Here is a 20557-nt window from a genome sequence, read left to right as displayed (position 1 = left end):
GTTCTCAACTGCGGCCATTTTATTCCCGACGAACAATCCGAGAAATTAGCGGAAATACTGGCAGACTTCTTTATTCCCTCTCCGGTTAAAAGCGAAATATCAGCTCAGTGACAGTAGGGAAAGTAATGTCGCGTGGCGGATTATTAATATTATTGCTGATCCGCTGTTATCTCATACAGGTTTCCAATAAATAACACTATCTTATTGATTTTTAAGTATGTAGAGCACGCTGTTGCGCGTTGCTTTCTGTCGCGTGCTGTGAATAAATAAACGGTCATCAACGTCCGCCATCAGGATGAGATTAAAATAGTGGTCGGCAGCAGAGTGCCGATCGCATATTGCCGGGGCTGCTATGAATCAGGAAAAAGCACGACTGGCCGGGGAAATAAAAGCCAGAGTTAATGAACTTGAATCGCAGTTAGTGGCGATTCGACGTGATATCCATGCGCATCCGGAATTAGGTTTTGATACGCTGCGCACTGCCAGTCTGGTCACAGACTATCTGCAGGCGCTGGGACTCAATCCCCGCACCGGCGTTGGCCGCAGCGGTGTTGTGGTGGATATCGACGGCGCAGAGCCGGGTAAGACGCTGCTGTTGCGCGCCGACATGGACGCGCTGCCAATCCATGAGCAGACCGGTTTACCGTTTGCCAGCCGTTATCCCGGAAAAATGCACGCCTGTGGTCATGATATTCACACTGCAACGATGCTGGGTGTGGCAACGATCCTGCCGCACTATCGTCAGCAGCTCAAAGGCCGGGTCCGGCTGATATTCCAGCCCGCGGAAGAGACGCCAGAAAGTGGGGCTGAGGCGATGATTGTGGACGGCGCGGCAGATGGCATCGACTGGGCCGTAACCCTGCATAACAAGCCTGAACTCGCTGCGGGGGAAGTCGCCCTGACGCGCGGGGCCAGCACCGCCTCCAGCGACGAATTCGACGTTACGGTACAGGGTGTATCGACGCACGCGGCACGTCCGCACATGGGCACCGATCCGATCATCGCGACCGTGCACCTCATCAGCCAGTTGCAAACTATTATCTCGCGTGAGCGCGATCCCGCTCACTCCGCCGTGTTAACCATCGGGCACATTCAGGGGGGTACTACCCATAATATCATTCCCGATAGCTGCCTGTTTCAGGGCACCATCCGTACTAAGTCGCCGGAAGTTCGCGCTGCTATGGAAACCTCGTTTAAACGGATGTGTGAAGGGGTGGCGCTGGCGCAAAACGTGCGGGTGGAGGTTAACTTCCAGCGTGGCGTGCCGCCGCTGATGAATGACGATCGCCTGATCGATTCACTGGAACGGATTCTGTCGCAACAGTTTGATAAGCCCATCATCGCGCAGCCCAGCGCCAGCTTTGGTGCCGAAGATTTTTCACTGTTCACGGAACGGGTACCGGGCTGCCAGATTCATATTGGATCGGCCACGCCGGGCCGTGACGATCACCTGCATAACTCCGACTATCAGCCGGACGAACGCAGCATTACCGCCGGGACGCAGGCGCTGACCCGCCTTGCAATTGATTTACTCTCTTAATAATAAATAAATGAGGTTTATATGATGATGCGTAACCGCCTGTTCACGGCTTCTCTGACCGTGGCGCTGCTCGCCACTTCCGCGTTCAGCCAGGCGAAAGATTTCGGCACCCTGAAGTTTGCGACTGAAGCGGCTTATCCTCCGTTCAACCAGACCACACCGAGCGGCAAAATCGTCGGCTATGAGCCGGATATGGTGGCGGAGCTGGCTAAACGTGCTGGCTTTAAATATGAAATCATCGCCCAGAAATGGTCGGGCATGATCCCGGGTCTTATCGACGGTAAATATGATGCGGTGATCGATGCGGTGACCGTAACGCCAAAACGGGCAGAAGCGATCGATTTTACCCATCAGTACACCGTCAGCGTCTCCAGCTTTGTGACTGCGAAAAAAAGCCCGCTGGCCACGCTGCCAGGCAGCGGCACGATTGTGACGGCGGATGATGACGCCGGTATGAAAAAAGCGATCGACGATCTGAAAACCACCTTCAAAGGGAAAACCATTGCGGTTCAGGTCGCCACCATTCAGGCGGATTTCCTGCAGAAATACCTGGGCGATGTTGCCACAATCCGCACCTATCAGGCGGGTCCTGAAACCTTCGCCGACCTGATGAATGGCCGGGTGGATGCCGTCATGGCGTCTCGTACCAACCTCAACGCCTTTGTGAAAAAACATGCTGAGGCGATCAGCAGCAGCGGCTATGGCTTCTCCGGTGGCGTGCTCGGCGCAGGCTCGGCGATTGGTCTGCGTAAAGGCAACAGTGAGCTGCAGCAGGTGCTGAATCAGGCGCTGGACTCGATGATCAAAGATGGGACGCTGAGCAAACTGTCAATCAAATGGTTTGGCGAAGATGTCGCGCCGAAAGCGTAACCGCTTATGCTGATGAATATTGACTGGCAGATACTGGGCTTCGGTGATGAGGGCTGGGGTGGCGTGCTGCTTAACGCCGCCGCCGTCACCGTCAGCGTGTCGTTATGCGCCTGGCTGCTGGGTGCGTTGCTGGGCAGCGTGCTCTGCTGGATGCAGATTGCCGGTTCACGCTGGCAGCAGCGACTGGCGGCAGGCTACATCACTCTGTTTCGCGGCGTGCCGGAACTGCTGGTGATCTACCTCTTCTACTTCGGTGGACGACAGGTGGTCTCCACCGTGGGCACCGCGCTGGGCTTCCAGGGACCGTTCGATGTGAACGGCTTTGTGGCGGGTGCGATGCCATCGGGCTGATCTCCGGTGCGTATCAGAGCGGCGTATTTCGTGGCGCATTTTATGCCATTCCCGGCGGAACGCTGGAAGCGGCGACGGTGACCGGCATGGGACGGCTGATGATGTTTCGCCGCATTATCGTGCCGCAGGCATTACGCACCGCGCTGCCCGGCATGGGTAACCAGTGGCAATCGGTGATCAAGGAGTCGGCGCTGGTCTCGGTCACCGGGCTGGTGGAAACGATGAATCAGGTCTCCACCGCAGCCAACTCCACCCAGATGTCCTTTTTCTTTTACAGCGTGGGTGCCGTGATCTACCTGATTATCACCACCTGTTCCGATATGGTTTTCCGCTACGTGGAAAAGTTTGCGATGCGCGGTCAACAGCGCGTGAAGGGGTAAGGAGTCCACGTGGATATCATGTTTTTACAGCAGACGCTGCTGGCGCTGCTGAAAGGTTTGCCGCTGACCATCAACCTGGCGCTGCTCTCACTGCTGGGCGGCGGCGTGCTGGCGCTGCTGCTTAACCTGCTGCGCATGACGCGTGTCGGCAGCGTTTTTTGTCGCTTCTATGTCTGGCTGTTTCGCGGTACGCCGCTGCTGATCCAGATCTTTATGGTCTATTACGGCCTTGGCAGTTTACCGGCGGTGCGGGAAAGCCTGTTCTGGCCACTGCTGCGCGATCCCTACTGGTGCGGCTTGCTGGCGCTGATCCTCAATGATGCCGCCTACACCTCAGAAATCCTGCGCGGCGGGTTGCGCGCGGTGAGTCAGCAGTCGCTGGAGGCCGCTAAAGTCTCGGGCATGTCGTCGTATAAGATCTTTACCCGCATCACCTTACCGATTGCGATTCGACAGGCATTACCGGCCTACAGCAATGAAATCATCTCAATGATTAAAGCGACGTCGCTGGTCAGCACTATCAGCCTGATGGAGATGACCGGCATTGCCGACTCGATAGTCTCTTCCACTTTCCGGGCGCTGGAGGTGTTCCTGAGCGCGGCGGTGATCTACCTGATACTCACCATGCTGGTCAGCAAAGGGGTATCGATGCTGGAACGACGCTTATCACCTTACTATTTTGGAGCACGATCATGACCGCACCGACCATCATGCTGAGTCATCTCAAAAAGAGTTATGCGGGACACGAAGTGCTGCACGACATCAGCCTGACCGCGCAGGATGGCGATGTGATTTCGCTGATTGGTGCCAGTGGGTCGGGCAAAAGTACGCTGTTACGCTGCATCCCGTTTCTTGAAGTGCCGCAGGCGGGCGAAATTGCGGTCGGTGAGATAAACGTCACGCTGGATAACGCCGACGAAAAACTGAGCCGCGAGCAGCGCCGTCGCATTAAGCTGATGCGAATGCAGCTCGGCTTTGTGTTTCAGAGTTTCAATTTGTGGCCGCATAAAACGGTGATGCAGAACATCATTGAAGCGCCGGTTCATGTGCAGAAGCGCAGCCATAAAGAGGCGATTGAAGAAGCAGAGGCGCTGCTTCATAAAGTGGGACTCTATGCAAAACGCGACGCCTGGCCGTCACAGTTGTCAGGGGGACAGCAGCAGCGTGTGGCGATTGCGCGAGCGCTGGCGCAGCAGCCGAAAGCGATACTGTTCGATGAGCCAACTTCCGCGCTGGATCCGGAGCTGGTGGGCGAAGTATTGCGGGTAATCCGCAGTCTGGCGGAAGAGGGACGTACGATGATTATCGTCACCCATGAAATGGGCTTTGCACGTGACGTGTCGAACAAAGCGGTGTTTCTGCATCAGGGTATGATTGAGGAGTCCGGTTCGCCGGAACAGGTGTTCCTCGATCCGATCTCGCCACGCTGCCGCACCTTTGTGAACAGCCACTTTGAGCGCAATACAGGCTGAAGCGGCATTCTGATAAGGCTGACGCGCTGAGATTTCTTGTGTTGAGATCAGAAAACCCCGGAATATTTTCCTGATGCCAGTCAGTTAAGCGACAGGTGATAACGTAGTCTGGTGCCGGCTTGCTCTGAAACTTCAGTATGTATTGTTAAAAAGGGCACGAGAGGTGCTCAAGTCCGCACTGCGGCTCGCCCGCCCGGAAAAAAAGCTGCCACGTTTGACCGTGACAGCCTTTACAAATCTAATCTTAATTGATCAGCATCAGGAAGATTTTCCGGGTTTTTTAATAGCAGCCAGACCACGTTATCCAGAACGATCAGCGCGATCTCACGCCCGGTCCTGAGACGATCCAGCAGCAGCAGGGCGGCCCGCTTCAACCATCGCCTGCCATTGCTGATAGCTGGGACGGCTCTGGATTTTTGCATACCACGCTTTCAGGGCGCGACACTCGTCAGGAACAGCAAGATTCACCAAAGCCGCGAAAATCATTCCTCCAGTTACGGCGATATCCGCCATCGAAAACGTATTGCCCGCGACATAAGGCTGCGAGCGTAGAACGCCGTCAAAGTAGTGCATCCCTCTGATGGCCTTTACACGCATCTTCGCACCCCATTCCGGATTCTGATAGAGCTCCACCTCCGGCCCCAGCCCTGCGGTGGCATGATGAAAATAGACGCTGACCGCATCAAGAAATTCGATCTCAGCCCGTTTGGTCATCATATGGATTACGCCTTTTTCTACCGGCGTGACGCCTGTCAGAAGCGGGGTGTCATCCAGCACATCGAGATATTGCGTAATGGCGGTGCATTCAGCGATCAGCGATCCGTCATTCAGCGCTAAAACCGGCAGGGTTCCGGAATAATTGATTGCTAAAAATTCAGGTTTTTTATGCTCACCTTTCCACAGGTTGACCGGAATAAATTCGACCTCAGAAAGTAATCCCTTTTCCGCCAGGGCAATCCTGACCCGTGCAGGATAAGGGCCATCATACCAGTCATAAATCTTCATCGCGGGGAGTGACGTAACTGCAGATGCATTGTGGATATCAGTCATGATTAAGTTACCTACCTGTCAATTGGTAGGTAAATTGTGGTGCTGAACTTTTCTGTTGTCAATCCCTGTCTACCAGTTGGCAGGTAATTATTTTCCCCTTATAATGCGTCTCCACCTCATGAAGGAAAACTGAGTGATGAGCCTGAACGCGCGTGAAGCCATTCTGGCGGCAGCAAAAAGTGCTGCCCAGAATCATGGCTATAACGGGATTAATTTTCGCAGTATCGCTGACGAAGTAGGCATCAAGAATGCCAGTATCTATTATCACTTTGCCAGTAAGGCCAATCTGGGTGCCGCGGTCGCCAACCGATACTGGCAGGATACGGCTGAGGATTTAAAGACCATCCGCGAGCAAAGTGCCTCACCGGATGCGGCCTTGCAGCGCTATCCGCAGATTTTCCGCAAGTCGCTTGAAGATGCCAACCGGCTCTGTCTCTCCAGCTTTATGGCGGCGGAATATGACGATCTGCCCGAGGAAGTGAAGCGTGAGGTTCAGTGTTTCGTCGATGCGAACGTTGACTGGCTGACAGAGGTCCTTTGCGAAAAGTCGCCCGATAACCCGGAGAAAAATGCGCAGCGTGCGCTGGCAATCTACACCGCAGTTGCAGGCGCGCAGTTAATAGCCCGCACACGCCAGGATATAACAATATTTGATAACCTGATTGCGACCTATCAGGAGAGCGGCCTGATTCCGCTGTCACACTGAATTAAAACGACACCGTGCCTGCAAGAGTTGCAGGCGTCAGCACTCAGAGCTTCAGGGTTATCAGTGTAAGCAGCGGTGAACATTCAGGGTTAAATCGCAGTATGGCGCAAGCCGCCGGCCAGCTGTATGAACACGTCGATCATCTTCGGCAGCGCCTTTTCCGGCTCGCTGCTGGAAGCGACCCACAGTGCGGCATTCAGCGCCGCGCTGTTTAGCAGATGAGCGGCGGCATCGGCGTCGACCGGCTTCATTATCCCGCTGTCGATAAGACGGGTAATCGTTTCACGCGTCGCTTCCAGGCAGCTGTTCTGGCTGGGCCATTGCTTCAAGATTCCCCGCCATGAACTCGGCGGCACGCGCCATATTAGCGGTATGTTTCAGGAACGCGCCCAGCGCTGGCAGATCGGCTTTATGGCCGGTGTAGTTGGGGTTTTCACAAGCCCAGAAAAGCAGATTGCCTAAGGCGCTTACGCCGCGCAGATAGTCGTTTCGAGCCTCGTCACCCACAGAGGCCAGCAGGCGCAGATCGTCTTGCGCTGTCTCCGCTGCACCACCGTTCAGCGGTAACGTGAAAAGATTTCAGGTATTGAGGTTAAGCATTTTCCTCCCCATGCCCGCGATGTGCTGTTTCTGCGTGAGCAGCAGTTTCATGCGCCCAGGCGATCAGGTCAGCAGCCAGATCTTTCCCGTTCTGGCTAGTACGATGAACTGCGCAGCTTCAAGCGCTGCGGCAATCGGGCGCAAAATGTCTTTAGGGTTGGTGTACACGTCCAGAATGTCGCGCTCATGCATGGCGCACCTCCTGTACAGGCAGAACGGCGGCAAGGGAAAGGATGTAGTGAGGTGCAAAAGCTTTACGCGCTTCGCGTTCGCTGGTGGCCTCAATGATCTGGCAGGGTCTGGCCTGTCGGTCAGCGCGATAAACAGAAGGTGATCATCCCTGCATGAGCAAGTACAAGTAACTCTATTTCTTCACAGCCAAGATGTTTGGTTGCCAGCGGAAGGGGGTAATAATCAAATAGCGTGATAAATCACTCATTTGCTACGTTCGCCATCCACGCAATCGCCTTACTAAAAGGGTGTGAGGCAGGCGGTAAGGCGTTGCCGCTTTTCTCACCGTCGAGATAGCCTCCTGAATATTTTGCTACTTCCGCTTTGCTGATGCACGGTTGGGCCGCGCTGATGATTTTATTGCAGTCTCTACGCGAGGGGAGCGGATCTAATCCGATTTGTTCTTTACTATATCCCCTTTATTATTCATACGATATGTTCCACTATCCAGAACAAAATAACTCCCTGTATTTTCACTGTTCCTTACCATAAGGAGAGAGTTTTTTTCTATACAATTCATCGGTGGTTTCATATCGTTGAAACAAAGATTGTCATATCCATCTGTTTCTTTATAACCATCGCCAAAATACCAAAATACAACTACGAAAGAACCATCTGGGTCAGGCTTTGGAATACCATATTTTTCTTTCAACATGTTTTTATTTTCTAGCCACCAGATTATTTTCCCTTTATCTGTCTGAGGGAAGCTTCTAACTAAAACATCGCTATAGTTATTTTCCTGATGAACCGCGACAATCTCTACAGGACGTAAACAGAGCCAAATCCAATAACCCAGTAAAACACAAAAAGCCAGGAAAAATAGAATCAAAGCTTTTTTATTTATTACTTTCATTGCGCCCCCCTGTGATTTCTACGGTTGCTTCCATATTGGTCATAAATGGCTTGAAACCAAACTGATCATACCGCTGGAGAACAAACCAGATGCGGAAGAAATGAAACTGGCTGAATTTTGTTTTCAGAATATCATCGCTGTCGAGGCCAAAGTGGTCCTGTACTTTGTAATGCACCACTGCCCGGTAGCAATCATTTTCAATATGTAGTGATTTTAATGTGATATGTGTTGCCCAGGTATCATGCACGCTGATTCCCATACCGTTGAAATTATCCTGAAAGCGGTCAAATTTAGGGAGTTTTCCACGAGATATAGCAGTCCTTAAATCATCTTTTTGAGCAACAGCATAAATTCTATTTTTCCAGTCAAGTTTTTCTTGCAATACTTTTTCTAACAAAATACGAGTACTGTTTTTTTCAGATCTATCATTAAGAATATGCTCCTTCAATGCACTGTTCAACGACATATCCTGCAAGGGCGTACCGTTGCCGTTCTGCATGTGAGTAATCATCTTTTCGATCAGGTGACTGTAAGGCCCGTAAAGGGAAAATTTGCGTGATAACGAGCTGAACTCGTCAAACAGCATTGCGGCGCACTGCTGTCGGGTAATCTATTCACCCTGGCCACGCAGATTACAGCAGAACATGGACTGAGGGCGATCCATTGAGGAACGCCGGGTAAGCGTCCAGGGATCAATCCGGTCAGAAATGTAATCCAGCCGGTACTGGGATTTTAACTGTGCTTCGGTTAAGTCGCCGCAGCGCATATCTTTAGCGCCGTAGTCGTCCATCCGGTTTTGGGTTTTGAATATGGCGCAGGGAAACTGTAGTGCGGCCATCGTGATACGTTCCTTGTGTTATCGTCCTTTGAGGTCTTCACAGGGAATAATACGCGGTGAAATGTCAGAGTGTAAATGTTGTACAGCCCTGCCCGGCGTTCATCAAAATACTGATGGCGGTTATAGATACCTTCCACGCCCTTGATACGGTGATTCAGGCAGCGCTCGGCAACAATGGCATCCACCCCCAGCGCCGCTAAATGGGTGCGACCAGTGCGCCGGAAGTCATGAATAGTGGCGTTGGGTACGCCTGGCATTTCAAGGCGTACTTTTGCCAGAACCGCCGGCAGGGTGCTTTCTTGAATATGGGGGATCATGCGGTGCTGCATCTTCCGGGCAGGGAGTACCCATTTACTGTTGCCGGAAAAACTGTGTAATTCTCTGAGCCATTCAAACCGCAGGCGGTGGTAGCGGAATATCGATAGCATCGCCGTTCTTAGCGCATTCTGTGGGTAAGTGCCACACAGCCCCATCTGAATCGAATTCGCTCCACGGAGCGCCACAAAGCTTCATTTTTCGACAACACAGGCAGAGTATCAGCTTCATGGTGAGTTCGTTCTCACGGCTGAACCCTTTAGCCATGCATATAGCCTGGAAAAACTGAATAAGTTCCTCGCGGGTTAACCAGCGCTCCCGGCTTTTCTCCTGCCCACAAGCATCGGCAACTTCAAAAGCACCGGTGGGGTTAATCTCCAGCATATGTCGTTTTATACCGTAGTCAAAGATACGGCGAGTCCAGCGTAGTACGTCATTGGCGATGGTAGGTGCTCCGCGAGAGACAATCTTCTGCAACATATCGTCGATGTGTCGGGGCGAACGTCCTCTATCTTGAGATGGCCTATATTGGGGTTTATGTCCTTGTCAATGCGGCGGCGCAGAATATCGGGATGTTTCCACCGCCCAGGGATTTGCCGATCAAAATACTCGGCGGCTAATTCTGATACCCGGAGCGCGTTTTTCTCCTGCTCTATTTTCTCCAGCGCGTCAGCTTTGCGTGCCTGCTTTTCCCCGGCCACGTCAAAGCCCGAGGGCAACACGGGCAGAAAGCTCTTTAGCTGTCTCTCTTGCTTTGGCTAATGACATTTCTCCATAAGAACTAATCAGCATAACTTGCGACTTTCCGGCGTACTGATACCGGAAGCGCCATACAGGGACTTTATCCCCTGCCCGGTAGCGCAGATAAAGACCATGACCGTCTGAGCGTCCTTCAAACCATTCTCCTGCCTTAATCCATGCCCGTATCTGAATATCTGTCAGCTTTGCCATAGTGCCACCTGAATATTGAATAATGCTTTGTACCCAAACTGGATCGTTAAAAATGCTTTGGGTACAACCTTGGGTACAAAGAAAATAGGTGATGTGATGCAACCATATGCGACAGTATGAAAATTAAAAAGCCCGCATTTAGCGGGCTATATTGGTTTTTTGCGATTGCATGTGACGGCATGCAAAATCACTCAATAATCTGAACCAGGACATTTAAAGCGAAGTAAGGAGATAACAGGAGTTAAACCTCATCACATTAATTATGTCACCTGTAAATTATTATCCAGCATTAAACGGCCCACAACTGCACAGCAATTTTAAGAATTTTCTCAAAATAATCAAAGAAAAGCTGTACTGAGTTTTGATGTTTTGTATAAATTTCATGATGAAACCTTTGCTTTTAATAGAAAAAAATTCGGCTTTAAGCGAGGCGGAATGCATTTTCATTTTTTTTATACTGCTGCAATTCATTGTTTATATTTGCGATTACCTGACATTACTACAACGCTTAATAACTCTGCTACATAAGGCACCTTAAGCGAGGTAGAAACATGACAACTCATTGAGGCGGAGCAGGTAATATTGATCAGAATTTTTCTGATATCGGTTTTTCCTTAATATTCAGGAGTACAAAATGAAAAATAACAAAAGCTATAAAGGATGGCTGGCTATATCAGCCGTCGTCGCTCTGTTCAGCACTGCCAGCGTACAGGCTGAGATGCAGACAAGCGCCCCGCAGGGTGGGAATACACCGCAGACCGTAAAGAATGACAAGCTCAGCCCTGGTGATGAAAAAGCACTGAAGGATATGGCGCAGGCCAATATCAACGAAATTGCCGCCGCCAAAATTGCGCTGAACAAAACACAAAGCGCAGAAGTTAAAACCTTTGCACAGAAGATGGTGGAAGATCATGGCAGTGCCCTGACAAAAGTTCAGGCAGTTGCTAAGCAAAAAGAGGTGACATTACCGACTGCGCCTGATGCTAAACATAAGGCCATGGCCGACAAGCTGGAAAAGCAGAGCGGCGGTGCTTTTGACAAAATGTATATGGAAAATGCCGGAATAATGGACCATAAGATGGTGCTGTCGACGTTGAAGAGTGACGCGACGAAGATAAAGGATGCGGATGTGAAGGCGCTGGCCGAGGCGCATATTCCTGTTGTAGAACAGCATCTGAAGTCCGCTCAGCACATGTCGATGTAACCTGGCTGGCCGGTTCCGAATTATCCGCAAGCGCTGTCAGGGGATCATCGGGATCAGCCAGAACGACATAATCCACCATTGGCTGGCGTTGCTCTCTCGTTACGCCAGCCATGCCCTGCGCTACAGTCATAAGGTATCTCGCTAACATTACACAATCAGCGGATGAAGAAAGCTCGCCCTCGTGTGATGAGCACCCTGCAAAAGATCGAGCACGACTTCGAGCGGATGAATATTCTGGTTGCGGACGATCACGTTGTCGTACTCATGTTAAGAAAAACCACGTGCCTGAGAAGATATTTTAAGCGTTTCCTGCGCTCAGCCACATTGGTATAACCGGGTTGAATTGCGAGCTTCAGGAGCCATCAAGCCCCAGCGTTTCACGACGCAGGAAGGCCCAGTCAATCAGAGCAGTCATTGATGGCCCAAGCGCTTTTCCCAGATCGCTAAGTGAGTACTCAACACGCGGTGGAACTTCGGGATAAACCGTGCGTGTCACGATGCCATCCTGTTCCAGTTGCTTAAGCTGCTGGATCAGCATTTTTTGATTTACGCCCTCAATCCGGCGCTCCAGCTCTGAAAAGCGCAGCGGGCCTTTAGCGGCGAAAAGCTGACAGATAATAATGGTCTTCCATTTACCTTCAATAATCTTCAGCGCTTCGGTGGTAGCCTGAGCCCACACCAGTCGCTGCTCCGGAATATCACAACGCCAGTCTCTTTCCATACTTACCTTCAGGTTAGTAACCCACTATTTTTTCGGTTCTTGTTGTTTATTCAGTGAATATGTAGGGTATCTCACTCACCCCAGAATCAGGAGCGAAATATGAAAATCGGCGTCATTGGCACAGGTAATATCGGTGGTACCCTGGCACGTAAGCTCAGTGAAGCGGGGCACAAGGTAAAAATCGCTAATTCACGCGGAGTGGAGGGCGTGCGTGATTTCGCGGGTGAAATTAATGCAGAACCCACAGACATCAGGGGAGCGGTCACAGACGTCGAAGCCGTGATTCTCTCTATTCCGCTGCCGGCACTGAGCAGCCTGCCTGATGGACTTTTCGATCACCTTCCACCCCATGTCCCGGTGATCGACACCAGCAACTACTATCCTGGCCTGCGTGACGCACCGATTACTGCACTGGATAATGGGCAGACCGAAAGCGAATGGGTTCAGGAGCAAATCGGGCACCCTGTGGTTAAAGCTTTTAATAATATTCTTGCCGACTCGCTCGCCGATTTGGGACAGCCGCAGGGAAGTCGGGGTCGTCTGGCGGTTGCCGTAGCGGGAGATCATCCTGATGCCGTGCAGACGGCTATGTCACTCGTTAACGACACAGGCTTTGATCCTGTATTCTCAGGCGCTATCGCTGAATCATGGCGCCAGCAGCCCTGCACGCCTTGTTACTGTTGTGACTGGGAAGCGCCCGTGATGCTGCGAGCTCTGGCGTTGGCCAGAAAGGGAGAAGGGCAGACCCGACTGCCACAGCTTTATGCCAGTTTCGCGACGCTGGGCGATGCACCCTCTCATCAGGATATTATCGAAAACAACCGTGCCATAAACTGGCCGGTTTAAATCGCCCGGGAAGGATAATCTGTCTGCGTTGAAGATCTGGATAAGGATTGTTCTGAGAATATTTTTGCATAGTGGCTTGCTGGCGCAGGCATCTATTGTCCACGGCATTGCCCTACAGGCTTTTCTTGAAGCCTGAGATCCAGATTACTGACCGGCGAGTGCGGTAATGAAGTCGCGATAGGTATGAAGTGGGCGGCCAGGCAGGGTGACCAGACGTTCCCGGTCGCCCTCCTGTGGAAGCAGCCGTCACTGACATAACGTTCAGCCATCAGCCGCATTTCATACGCTATCCAGCGTGGTATAAACTCCGCCATATTGGCTTCGAACGCATCCGGATTATCTCCACCCTAAATTACCGGGCGGCCCCGAAGCTGTTGCCAGGCTGCTGCTGCCTCTTGTCCGGTCAGCGTATCTGGCCCACTAGATTGAGCCTTTCGACCGGTAATTCTTCGCAGGCCTGGTCACGCCTTATCAGTTCAGTTGCCGCCACTTCAGCAATATCACGTGTATCGACCATTACAGTTACGGATTATCAGGCCTCTTTACGGCCCAGATAACGCTCTTTCATCAATGACAGTTTTATGCCGATATCCAGTGCCGGCGATGGCGGCATGAAACTGGCCTTGCCCAGCGACAGCATATCCGCAATATGCGGGTTGTCCTGTTTCATTATGAAATCCGCCAGCAGACTGCCCGCCACGGTCTGTTTTGAAACGCCTGCACCGTTACAGCCACCCGCCGTACAGATAAATTTATTCAGCATGCCCCATTCAGGCGCGCCGTTTCGCGTAACGCTGATGGTGCCGGACCAGGTGTGGGTTATCTTTACGCTGCCCAGGGTCGGATAGACTGTATGAAATAAGCGCTGATGCAAACGGGTCGCCTTCCAGGTCTGCGCGGCATTCACCTGACCGCTAAGTGCGGGTATCACGTGCTGGCGAATCAGGAAACGGCGGTCTGAGGTAAAACGGAAGGTTGCACCGGCAATCGCATTCACCGGCGTAAGCCCCCAGCTCTGCATGGGGGGCAGAGTAGCCAGTTGTTCATCGGTTAGCGGATCGGTAATGCTGGCGAAGGTCGCCATTGCAGCCTGACGCGAAAGTCCCGGTCGCAACTCTGGCGATAATGCATTGGTGGCCAGCATCACCTTTGGCGTTTTGATGATGCCAAACGGTGTCAGCACTTCAGCCACGCTGCCGTAGCGAATCCCCAGCACAGGCGTATTATCGAAGCGTTGAACATTTTCAGGTAAAGAGTGGTTTAGGCCGGCGATTAGCTGCGCCGGATTAACCAGCACACAGCCTGGTGTATATATCCCTTTGCTGTAAAAGCGCGTGCCGAGTTTAAGGTAAAGCTCCTCGCTGTCTGACATCTGCCATGGCTCATCCATTAAATCGAGGTGGCTGACGTACTCTTTCAAAATACGATCGTTGCCACGCTCAGCCTGGCAGTGATATTTACCGACCTGTTCCCAGTCGCACTGAAGATGATGCTGAGAAATAACCTGCTCCAGCTGACGAATGCCTTCCTGAAGCAGGTTACGGTAAGCGTTGGCCTTTTTTAATTCAGCGGTCGAGCTGCCAATATTATGAGGCAGACCGATAACAAACCCGGAATTACGAGCCGATGCGCTTTCCCGTGTGCTGTGCGCGTCGACGATGATGATTTTCAGGCCGGGATTAATTTCAGCCAGGCGGCGCGCAAAGGCAACACCTGCAAACCCTGCGCCGACGATAACCCAGTCGGCAGTGATATCCCCTCGCAGCATGGGCTGCGGTGGAAAACAATGCTCACCCGCAGGCCAGCCCAGTTGATTATGATTAAATGGTATCGATGCGTAGCGCAATTCCCTGTGCCTTATCTGAAAAAATAAAGCAATTTTATAAGTGAAAGCGGGATATGAGTGCCAGCGGTAATCTGACTATTGTTGATTTCAGACAAGTAAAATTCAGATGGGTGACTTTGAGTTTAACAACCAAAGGTGGCGAGAATTCACGAAGAAGTGATTATAACGCGACTGTTATGGGGTTTATTTTCTGGTGTCAAAGACCGAAAAAAGTGATCTGCAAAGGCGATATATTCATGAGATAAGAACAGGGGAGAGCGAATCGGAACCGGTCGCCCTGTTAACGGGCAATGTTGACGGAGAATCAGCCCCTGAAACCGATGCCTGTCCGGCATCAAAGCGTTTTATAGATTTCAGCAATGACCTGCATGGTTGCCTCTTCAAGGGTTCCTTCATTGCGGCATAAAAACCAGCCATAATGGGTCATCTCCTGCTCGAATGCTCTGGTGCAAGCGACATGCGCTTCCAGTTTGTGAATGACTGTACTGCCCAGCCCACGCGATCGTGCCGCGGCTCGTTCCCATGAAATCTCAGGTGTCGTGACCACCCCGACATGCAGGTCTGGTGCTCGCACGTTGAGCTCAATGTTTCGCTGCAAAATCTCTGCAAAGGACACCAGCCGCCGAAACGCGGCATCAGACGGGTACCAGCGATCCATCAGGATAATGCCGTTCCCGGGCTGTTTAGTGAGTACATTCTGTGAAATCCAGGCTCTGCTAACGGCAAAGCGTTCACAAATCTCCCGTTCCAGACTAACGGAGGGATTTCTGGCGAGCCTGTTAACCAGCGCCATTGTTTCTGCCCTGAAGGGATCGCTTTTTTGCTCGCTTAGTCGGATCACCTTTCTGTTGTCTGCCCTTAGCCTTTGCGTAACAGACTCCAGCAGGGTGGTTTTACCGGTTCCCTTGGGCCCATCCAGAGAAACAAACAGCTGACGACTCATGCAAGGAATGAGAAGTGAGGAAAGATTTTTGTGAATCGTGCATCCGGTAAAAACATCTTATTTTCCTGATTTTAATAGCTGAACTGACATCGTTCTCTGTAGCCGTCAGGCACGTCAGCGTGAACATGATTTTTAAACAGACACTGATAAACACGCTGGCAACGGTTCTGACTCACGAGTTTATAGAACAGGATGTCAGCATGTGGCTCCAATGTGCCCTGGTCAGAACGACACCGGACTGGATTCTCATATAAAGTCGCAGTTTACGCCATTCTATGTCCGGAGCATGAAGAAAACGCTAATGGGCATGTTTGGCCGCTGAGCACAGAACGACTTATGAAGGTTGTCTTTTGACCAGGGTAGAGAGTCGGGAGGTTTTGATCTCCGGTTTCCACAATGTCAGCGGCAGCGCCTGAAATGCGTGATCCAGGGTGGTTATCTTTGTCTGTTATGAGGGAGGAGCAGAACATAAATAGCAGTCACCTCATTGAAGGTTCTGTGGCTCCCTATAGGATATGACTGCGTTATCATTAAAATTTATCTTTGTCACATATGGAGTAAGTCTTATGAGTATAAATATAAGACCAGCACAATTTTCTGATGTTAATGGAATTTTCTCAGTCCGAACCTCTGTTATCGAGAATCATCTGAGCCAAGAAGAAATGCGGAGAATGGGGATCACTGAAAGCATCGTGGGCGATATGATTGCAAATGACCATTGTGCATGGGTTGCCTGTGATAACGACGAAATTATAGGGTTTTCAATGATTTTAAAGGGTAAAGGCTGTCTTTATGGCCTTTTTGTTCTTCCTGAATACGAAGGCAGAGGTGTAGGTCGCAGACTCATTATGCTTGCGGAACAGGAGTTATTCAGACATCACGAAATTGCCTGGCTGGAAACCGATGAAAACAGCCGTGCGGCAAAATTTTACATGCAACTCGGCTGGGGTAATAAAGCAAATTTGGATGGCACTTTCATCAGGCTAGAAAAGCATCGTGAAAGTTGACCTCCTACAGCTTTCATCTGGTTCCGCTTTTGCCATGCAGCAGACCTGCCTTATGGAAGGTTCACCATGAGCGAGGAGTGGACAACAGGCTGGCACAAAACTATTCGTCTTTGCCTCGCTAATAACGTTGATTCAGCTACACGCCTCTCAGTGTTGCTGATTCCCTCTTACTGAGCAGACATAAGCATAACTAAGGAATCGTATTCAACTGGAAGGTCAATGACTGATAATAAATTCAGGTTCATAGAAAACAGGAAAATTAACTGATCTTGCAATAAAACAGACTTTATGAATTTCATGGTGAATAGCCATTGCAGCATCGAGATTTATACCGGCCTGAACCGTAATTTTTGGCCTGAGTATGGCTGAAATAAAGCGACCTGCACCCCCTTTTAAAACCTCACCTTTGGCTACCGGTGAGTCTTCATAATCCAGCACAGTGATGCCAGCATCTGAGGCGAGATGCAGATACCAAAGCATATGACAGGCCGAAAGAGAGGATATCAGGAGATCTTCAGGGTTCATTTTACCAGGGTCACCGCCCAGCAGTGGGTCATTTGAGCAATGAATGGTTTCCTTTCCGGTTATGGCGATATCCCATGTCCGCGCATATGACTTATAGCCTGATGTGCCCGTGCCCAAATTCCCTGTCCACGAGATATGTGACGTATAAACATGTTCCATTAATTTGCCAAACCTCTCTAAATGATGAAGCTATACATTCAAAATTGCGAAGCATCGGCCACTTTTCTTGATTCGTAATGAATGATAAGCGCATCTGCCTACAAGGTTGTCATAAAAGCTGAGTTTATGGAATAATGGTATACCATTTATTTTATAAAAAGTAGACTCAATGAGCATAGTTTCTCTATCAACCGCTGACATGCTTGCCCAGGAGCTTAGACGTTTAATTAACAACGGTTCATTGCAGGATGGAGCTCGGCTGGTTGAAAGGGACCTTGCCAGCCGGTTTTCTGTCAGCCGTATTCCGTTGAGGGAGGCTATACAGCAGCTTCAGCGGGAAGGTTTAGTTGAGGTTTACAGAAACCGTGGAGCGGTAGTAAAAACACTTTCTGTCACCGATGTGGATGAAATTTACCAGCTCCGGGCTTTGATGGAAGGTGAGGCTATTTTTCAAAGTATGCAGTACATCGACTCTGAAACGATTAAACGAGCAGAGCTTGTCCATAAACTTCTGGAGAGTACATCGGACCCCGTACAGCAAGGTTTATATAATCGGGAGTTTCATGAATTGCTGTACCGAAAGTGTAAAAATCAGCGTCTGCTGAAGATGATAAATGAGTTGCAACAACAGATTGAAAGATATGAGATTTTTCAACTTCGTTTAGTGTCGGATACCCTTAAATTTCAGGTAGAACATGAGCATATTTTAAGCGCCTGTCAGCAGAACGACCCAGCCGGTGCGCGCGAATATACCGTCAAACACATTCTTTCAGCAGGCCTAACCCTGCGATCTTATATTCTCGGCCATGAAACCCCTGCGACATACTGATGCCGGAATTAGCGTAACTGAACTGCAGTCAGGTCCGCTTCTGACATAAATCGGGCATAGATGTCACGTTAATATGCTGCTATGCCAATACATTCATGGCTATTGGGTTTGTCGAACGATGCCGTTCAGGCCTTTATGGATTTATCAAAAGCATAACCAGTTGCGAATCGATAACATTTCTCGCTATAACTTTCTTGAAATCTTGATAAAAGTGCACGTCTAAACAGGAGAAGGATGATGATTTCAAAGGAAAATGCAGAGCATTATTTCTGGGGCGACGATTGCGATGGTTGGTATCTGGTAAACCGTCAGGACATGCTTATTATTCATGAAAAAATGCCTCCGGGCACTTCTGAAAAGCGACACTTTCACTCCGTTGCCAGACAATTTTTCTTTGTTCTCAATGGTGTTCTTTCAATGGAGTTGGAAGGTGAGATGCATAATATTAAAGCCCTGCAGGGGCTAGAAATTCCACCGGAGTCAAAGCATCAAGCCAGAAACGAGACTGAATTTCCCGTAGAATTTATTGTAATTTCGCATCCAACGACGCGAGGAGATCGTTCTGACCTCCCTTCATCCTTCTGACAAATTATGAACAACGGCTATGGCTTGTCTTAAGGTAAGGCCAGCGCGCTAAGTGTTAACGTACCTGAGTATTTGCAATGCCTGCTTCAGGCACAAAGCGGACTGACCTCGAACATAGTCCGCTATGAGCGAAAAGCGGAACATTAAAAATAATGACATTGTTCAGACCCCCATGTCCGCAGCTGACTAAAGTGAAAATAAAATGAATAAAAACAGTTTTAAAGCTTTTCCCCTGTTACGTGTACTGATGCTGACGTGTGTGCCCATGTTTTTACAGGGTTGCGCCAGTGCACTTTGCCCTTTTGGCACCACTGAAGGCACAGTTCCGGACTTTAAAAATAGTTACTGGAGATCCACAGATAAAAAACCGGCTAAGACCAATGAACAAGTCCTGGAGGAATGCACTCATGCTGCCAATGCTGAGGAGCAACGCCTTTCGCAGGCCTATCTGCAGCTGTGTAAAACCGGTCATATAACCGGTGAAAACCAACGCTTTGCACAGAAATTACTGGGCAATCCACTCTTTTCTGGCTCTACAACAGCAAAAGTCGCCCCTCAGCATCAGTCAGCTGGTGCAGCTGGTGCAGCTGGTGCAGCTGAAGCTCAGCTGAGATGGTCGATGTCTCATAGCGATAATCCTCAGGATTTCAAAGAAGATTGTGGCTTTTACATCGAAAAGAACGCAGCGGAACGGTCCGGCACCATGCTGGGTTTACAGGTGGGGCATTACAAAGAGCAGGTTTTTAAACAGTGCATGGCAGAAAACCATATGACGCTCATTGTTCCAAAAACTGAATTCAGTCAGTGCAAGTCGATAGGGTGGTAATTTACTGGATGAGTAAAAGTAATTATGAGTACGCTCTTTGCATGTGTGGCAGGGTAGATACTACAGGTTTAATTTATACTATTACCTACTGGGGTTTTTTAACGAAAAAGCCGATGTAAATGGGGAAAATAGAAAAGCGCACTCTTTATTGAGTGGAAAATACTCACAGTATTTCGAGCAAGATCCATGATTATCTGGTAGGCAGAGTGTAATTAAGTGCTATCACGTGAACCTTATGGATTCAACATTCAAATTAGTCTGTAATTAAAACTGCTCACTGGAGTGTCGGAAAACATCGGAATTCCGACACCCAGGACTCACCTGTTTCCATATGTCTGGCCGAAAAAGGATACCACTAGTTCCTTTTTATAACGGTCCTTCTGCCCCGATCCTGATTGATATGATACGCATCAATCCCGGTAAACCAGATAAGCAAGGGCGGCAGCTGAACAGAAAGCATAGGGGCTTAAAAGCAAAACGTCCGAATAAGGCGTTTCACATATCCTGATAACAGGCCATGCCAGTACAACCAGCCAAATGAAGAGTGCAGAGCATATGATAAAAAAGCTCCCCCTCAGGGAAGCGTCAGGATAAAATCGCTTTGAAATCATCGCTAATGGCATGCCGATGATTAAAGAGCCCATCGTGGTCCCAATAACACTCGTCATGACGATAAAAAAATAAGTGAAAATCATACCCACTACGGGTGTACTGCTTTTTCCCCAGGAAAGATAGGTTAAAACCAGTAATGAACCCACGACACTACTAAATATTGCTGATATCACAGATATCCTAATCCAGTTGTCGTCAGTAATGTTCGTCATAATTTTCTCAATGTCTGAGCAGCTATATTGATGCAGCGTACCCGCTTAAATTTCCGCCGCGAGGTTTATAGCAAAACAGGCTTCC

At 50.0% G+C, this 20557-nt stretch carries 20 protein-coding genes and 5 pseudogenes; 12 read left to right on the top strand and 13 right to left on the bottom strand.

Going from position 1 to position 20557, the window contains the following annotated elements:
* Positions 1 to 352: 352 nt before the first annotated feature.
* From AC0T7J_RS22265 to AC0T7J_RS22245, 5 genes and pseudogenes are all read left to right on the top strand, one after another.
* A complete protein-coding gene (locus tag AC0T7J_RS22265; RefSeq protein WP_473797160.1) occupies positions 353 to 1540 on the top strand; it encodes a M20 metallopeptidase family protein in 1188 nt (395 codons plus the stop codon).
* A 21-nt stretch (positions 1541 to 1561) separates the two neighbouring features.
* The gene (locus tag AC0T7J_RS22260; RefSeq protein WP_022624593.1) at positions 1562 to 2410 is read left to right on the top strand and encodes an ABC transporter substrate-binding protein; all 849 of its coding nucleotides are present in this window, start codon (positions 1562 to 1564) and stop codon (positions 2408 to 2410) included.
* A gap of 6 nt (positions 2411 to 2416) precedes the next feature.
* Positions 2417 to 3141, top strand: a pseudogene (locus tag AC0T7J_RS22255) (ABC transporter permease).
* Positions 3142 to 3150: 9 nt separating this feature from the next.
* Positions 3151 to 3837, top strand: coding sequence for an ABC transporter permease (locus AC0T7J_RS22250; RefSeq protein ID WP_473797157.1), 687 nt, complete (start codon positions 3151 to 3153; stop codon positions 3835 to 3837).
* On the top strand, positions 3834 to 4613 hold the full coding sequence (locus AC0T7J_RS22245; RefSeq protein ID WP_473797155.1) for an ABC transporter ATP-binding protein: 780 nt from the start codon (positions 3834 to 3836) through the stop codon (positions 4611 to 4613). The genes AC0T7J_RS22250 and AC0T7J_RS22245 overlap by 4 nt, the downstream gene beginning before the upstream one ends.
* A gap of 324 nt (positions 4614 to 4937) precedes the next feature.
* On the opposite strand, the gene AC0T7J_RS22240 is transcribed toward AC0T7J_RS22245, so the two are convergent.
* Positions 4938 to 5663 (bottom strand): glutathione S-transferase, encoded by a 726-nt coding sequence (locus AC0T7J_RS22240; RefSeq protein WP_473797152.1) that lies wholly within the window; start codon positions 5661 to 5663, stop codon positions 4938 to 4940.
* Positions 5664 to 5799: 136 nt separating this feature from the next.
* Between AC0T7J_RS22240 and AC0T7J_RS22235 the strand changes: the two genes are divergently transcribed.
* Complete coding sequence (locus AC0T7J_RS22235) at positions 5800 to 6369, top strand: TetR/AcrR family transcriptional regulator (protein WP_473797149.1); 570 nt, start codon at positions 5800 to 5802, stop codon at positions 6367 to 6369.
* Between the two features lie 89 nt (positions 6370 to 6458).
* Here AC0T7J_RS22235 and AC0T7J_RS22230 read toward each other — a convergent pair.
* From AC0T7J_RS22230 to AC0T7J_RS22200, 7 genes and pseudogenes are all read right to left on the bottom strand, one after another.
* Positions 6459 to 6692 (bottom strand): annotated as a pseudogene (locus tag AC0T7J_RS22230) (TetR/AcrR family transcriptional regulator); the annotation flags it as partial.
* Complete coding sequence (locus AC0T7J_RS22225; RefSeq protein WP_473797146.1) at positions 6652 to 6876, bottom strand: hypothetical protein; 225 nt, start codon at positions 6874 to 6876, stop codon at positions 6652 to 6654. The gene AC0T7J_RS22225 and the pseudogene AC0T7J_RS22230, both read right to left, overlap by 41 nt.
* Positions 6877 to 7032: 156 nt before the next feature.
* A complete protein-coding gene (locus tag AC0T7J_RS22220) occupies positions 7033 to 7161 on the bottom strand; it encodes a hypothetical protein (protein ID WP_473797143.1) in 129 nt (42 codons plus the stop codon).
* Positions 7154 to 7282 (bottom strand): annotated as a pseudogene (locus AC0T7J_RS22215) (host cell division inhibitor Icd-like protein); the annotation flags it as partial. The pseudogene AC0T7J_RS22215 and the gene AC0T7J_RS22220, both read right to left, overlap by 8 nt.
* 306 nt (positions 7283 to 7588) lie before the next feature.
* Positions 7589 to 8053, bottom strand: coding sequence for a DUF943 family protein (locus AC0T7J_RS22210; protein ID WP_473797140.1), 465 nt, complete (start codon positions 8051 to 8053; stop codon positions 7589 to 7591).
* Positions 8037 to 8891 (bottom strand): annotated as a pseudogene (locus AC0T7J_RS22205) (YPO3983 family protein). The gene AC0T7J_RS22210 and the pseudogene AC0T7J_RS22205 overlap by 17 nt, the downstream one beginning before the upstream one ends.
* A gap of 83 nt (positions 8892 to 8974) precedes the next feature.
* A pseudogene (locus tag AC0T7J_RS22200) lies at positions 8975 to 10157 on the bottom strand (tyrosine-type recombinase/integrase); the annotation flags it as partial.
* Between the two features lie 634 nt (positions 10158 to 10791).
* Between AC0T7J_RS22200 and AC0T7J_RS22195 the strand changes: the two are divergent.
* Positions 10792 to 11361: a DUF4142 domain-containing protein gene (locus AC0T7J_RS22195; protein WP_473797137.1), complete on the top strand. Its 570-nt coding sequence runs from the start codon at positions 10792 to 10794 to the stop codon at positions 11359 to 11361.
* 352 nt (positions 11362 to 11713) lie between these two features.
* On the opposite strand, the gene AC0T7J_RS22190 is transcribed toward AC0T7J_RS22195, so the two are convergent.
* A complete protein-coding gene (locus tag AC0T7J_RS22190; protein WP_473797134.1) occupies positions 11714 to 12082 on the bottom strand; it encodes a winged helix-turn-helix transcriptional regulator in 369 nt (122 codons plus the stop codon).
* Between the two features lie 99 nt (positions 12083 to 12181).
* On the opposite strand from AC0T7J_RS22190, the gene AC0T7J_RS22185 reads away from it, so the two are divergent.
* Positions 12182 to 12928: an NADPH-dependent F420 reductase gene (locus tag AC0T7J_RS22185; protein ID WP_473797131.1), complete on the top strand. Its 747-nt coding sequence runs from the start codon at positions 12182 to 12184 to the stop codon at positions 12926 to 12928.
* Between the two features lie 532 nt (positions 12929 to 13460).
* Here AC0T7J_RS22185 and AC0T7J_RS22180 read toward each other — a convergent pair.
* Together AC0T7J_RS22180 and AC0T7J_RS22175 are read right to left on the bottom strand one after the other, a co-directional pair.
* Complete coding sequence (locus tag AC0T7J_RS22180) at positions 13461 to 14774, bottom strand: NAD(P)/FAD-dependent oxidoreductase (RefSeq protein ID WP_473797128.1); 1314 nt, start codon at positions 14772 to 14774, stop codon at positions 13461 to 13463.
* Positions 14775 to 15108: 334 nt separating this feature from the next.
* Positions 15109 to 15717 (bottom strand): dTMP kinase, encoded by a 609-nt coding sequence (locus tag AC0T7J_RS22175; protein WP_473797125.1) that lies wholly within the window; start codon positions 15715 to 15717, stop codon positions 15109 to 15111.
* Positions 15718 to 16283: 566 nt separating this feature from the next.
* Between AC0T7J_RS22175 and AC0T7J_RS22170 the strand changes: the two genes are divergently transcribed.
* Positions 16284 to 16724, top strand: coding sequence for a GNAT family N-acetyltransferase (locus AC0T7J_RS22170; RefSeq protein WP_473797122.1), 441 nt, complete (start codon positions 16284 to 16286; stop codon positions 16722 to 16724).
* A 216-nt stretch (positions 16725 to 16940) separates the two neighbouring features.
* Here AC0T7J_RS22170 and AC0T7J_RS22165 read toward each other — a convergent pair whose 3' ends face one another.
* Complete coding sequence (locus AC0T7J_RS22165; RefSeq protein ID WP_473797119.1) at positions 16941 to 17408, bottom strand: OsmC family protein; 468 nt, start codon at positions 17406 to 17408, stop codon at positions 16941 to 16943.
* A 169-nt stretch (positions 17409 to 17577) separates the two neighbouring features.
* Here AC0T7J_RS22165 and AC0T7J_RS22160 point away from each other — a divergent pair, with 169 nt between their 5' ends.
* The 3 genes from AC0T7J_RS22160 to AC0T7J_RS22150 all read left to right on the top strand — a co-directional run bounded on the left by AC0T7J_RS22160 (position 17578) and on the right by AC0T7J_RS22150 (position 19648).
* Positions 17578 to 18237 carry a GntR family transcriptional regulator gene (locus tag AC0T7J_RS22160; protein ID WP_473797116.1) on the top strand — a complete coding sequence of 220 codons (660 nt, stop codon included), beginning with the start codon at positions 17578 to 17580 and terminating at the stop codon, positions 18235 to 18237.
* A 237-nt stretch (positions 18238 to 18474) separates the two neighbouring features.
* Entirely contained in the window at positions 18475 to 18822 is a 348-nt protein-coding gene (locus tag AC0T7J_RS22155; protein WP_473797386.1) for a cupin domain-containing protein, read from the top strand.
* A gap of 202 nt (positions 18823 to 19024) precedes the next feature.
* Positions 19025 to 19648, top strand: a complete 624-nt coding sequence (locus AC0T7J_RS22150; protein ID WP_473797113.1) for a hypothetical protein — start codon at positions 19025 to 19027, stop codon at positions 19646 to 19648.
* A gap of 410 nt (positions 19649 to 20058) precedes the next feature.
* On the opposite strand, the gene AC0T7J_RS22145 is transcribed toward AC0T7J_RS22150, so the two are convergent.
* Positions 20059 to 20472, bottom strand: a complete 414-nt coding sequence (locus tag AC0T7J_RS22145) for a hypothetical protein (RefSeq protein ID WP_275103190.1) — start codon at positions 20470 to 20472, stop codon at positions 20059 to 20061.
* Positions 20473 to 20557 lie beyond the last annotated feature (85 nt).

The sequence above is a fragment of the Pantoea sp. E956-1 genome (assembly GCF_982223955.1).
The sequence above is the reverse complement of the archived record's forward strand: the minus strand, read 5'-3'. Positions and strand labels throughout refer to the sequence as shown.

Coding starts and splice junctions, on each gene's coding strand:
- AC0T7J_RS22195 (WP_473797137.1), top strand. CDS start 10,792: ATGAAAAATAACAAAAGCTATAAAGGATGGCTGGCTATATCAGCCGTC.
- AC0T7J_RS22155 (WP_473797386.1), top strand. CDS start 18,475: ATGATTTCAAAGGAAAATGCAGAGCATTATTTCTGGGGCGACGATTGC.
- AC0T7J_RS22165 (WP_473797119.1), bottom strand. CDS start 17,408: ATGGAACATGTTTATACGTCACATATCTCGTGGACAGGGAATTTGGGC.
- AC0T7J_RS22235 (WP_473797149.1), top strand. CDS start 5,800: ATGAGCCTGAACGCGCGTGAAGCCATTCTGGCGGCAGCAAAAAGTGCT.
- AC0T7J_RS22260 (WP_022624593.1), top strand. CDS start 1,562: ATGATGATGCGTAACCGCCTGTTCACGGCTTCTCTGACCGTGGCGCTG.
- AC0T7J_RS22245 (WP_473797155.1), top strand. CDS start 3,834: ATGACCGCACCGACCATCATGCTGAGTCATCTCAAAAAGAGTTATGCG.
- AC0T7J_RS22145 (WP_275103190.1), bottom strand. CDS start 20,472: ATGACGAACATTACTGACGACAACTGGATTAGGATATCTGTGATATCA.
- AC0T7J_RS22185 (WP_473797131.1), top strand. CDS start 12,182: ATGAAAATCGGCGTCATTGGCACAGGTAATATCGGTGGTACCCTGGCA.
- AC0T7J_RS22170 (WP_473797122.1), top strand. CDS start 16,284: ATGAGTATAAATATAAGACCAGCACAATTTTCTGATGTTAATGGAATT.
- AC0T7J_RS22220 (WP_473797143.1), bottom strand. CDS start 7,161: ATGCATGAGCGCGACATTCTGGACGTGTACACCAACCCTAAAGACATT.
- AC0T7J_RS22190 (WP_473797134.1), bottom strand. CDS start 12,082: ATGGAAAGAGACTGGCGTTGTGATATTCCGGAGCAGCGACTGGTGTGG.
- AC0T7J_RS22240 (WP_473797152.1), bottom strand. CDS start 5,663: ATGACTGATATCCACAATGCATCTGCAGTTACGTCACTCCCCGCGATG.
- AC0T7J_RS22150 (WP_473797113.1), top strand. CDS start 19,025: ATGAATAAAAACAGTTTTAAAGCTTTTCCCCTGTTACGTGTACTGATG.
- AC0T7J_RS22265 (WP_473797160.1), top strand. CDS start 353: ATGAATCAGGAAAAAGCACGACTGGCCGGGGAAATAAAAGCCAGAGTT.
- AC0T7J_RS22175 (WP_473797125.1), bottom strand. CDS start 15,717: ATGAGTCGTCAGCTGTTTGTTTCTCTGGATGGGCCCAAGGGAACCGGT.
- AC0T7J_RS22160 (WP_473797116.1), top strand. CDS start 17,578: ATGAGCATAGTTTCTCTATCAACCGCTGACATGCTTGCCCAGGAGCTT.
- AC0T7J_RS22210 (WP_473797140.1), bottom strand. CDS start 8,053: ATGAAAGTAATAAATAAAAAAGCTTTGATTCTATTTTTCCTGGCTTTT.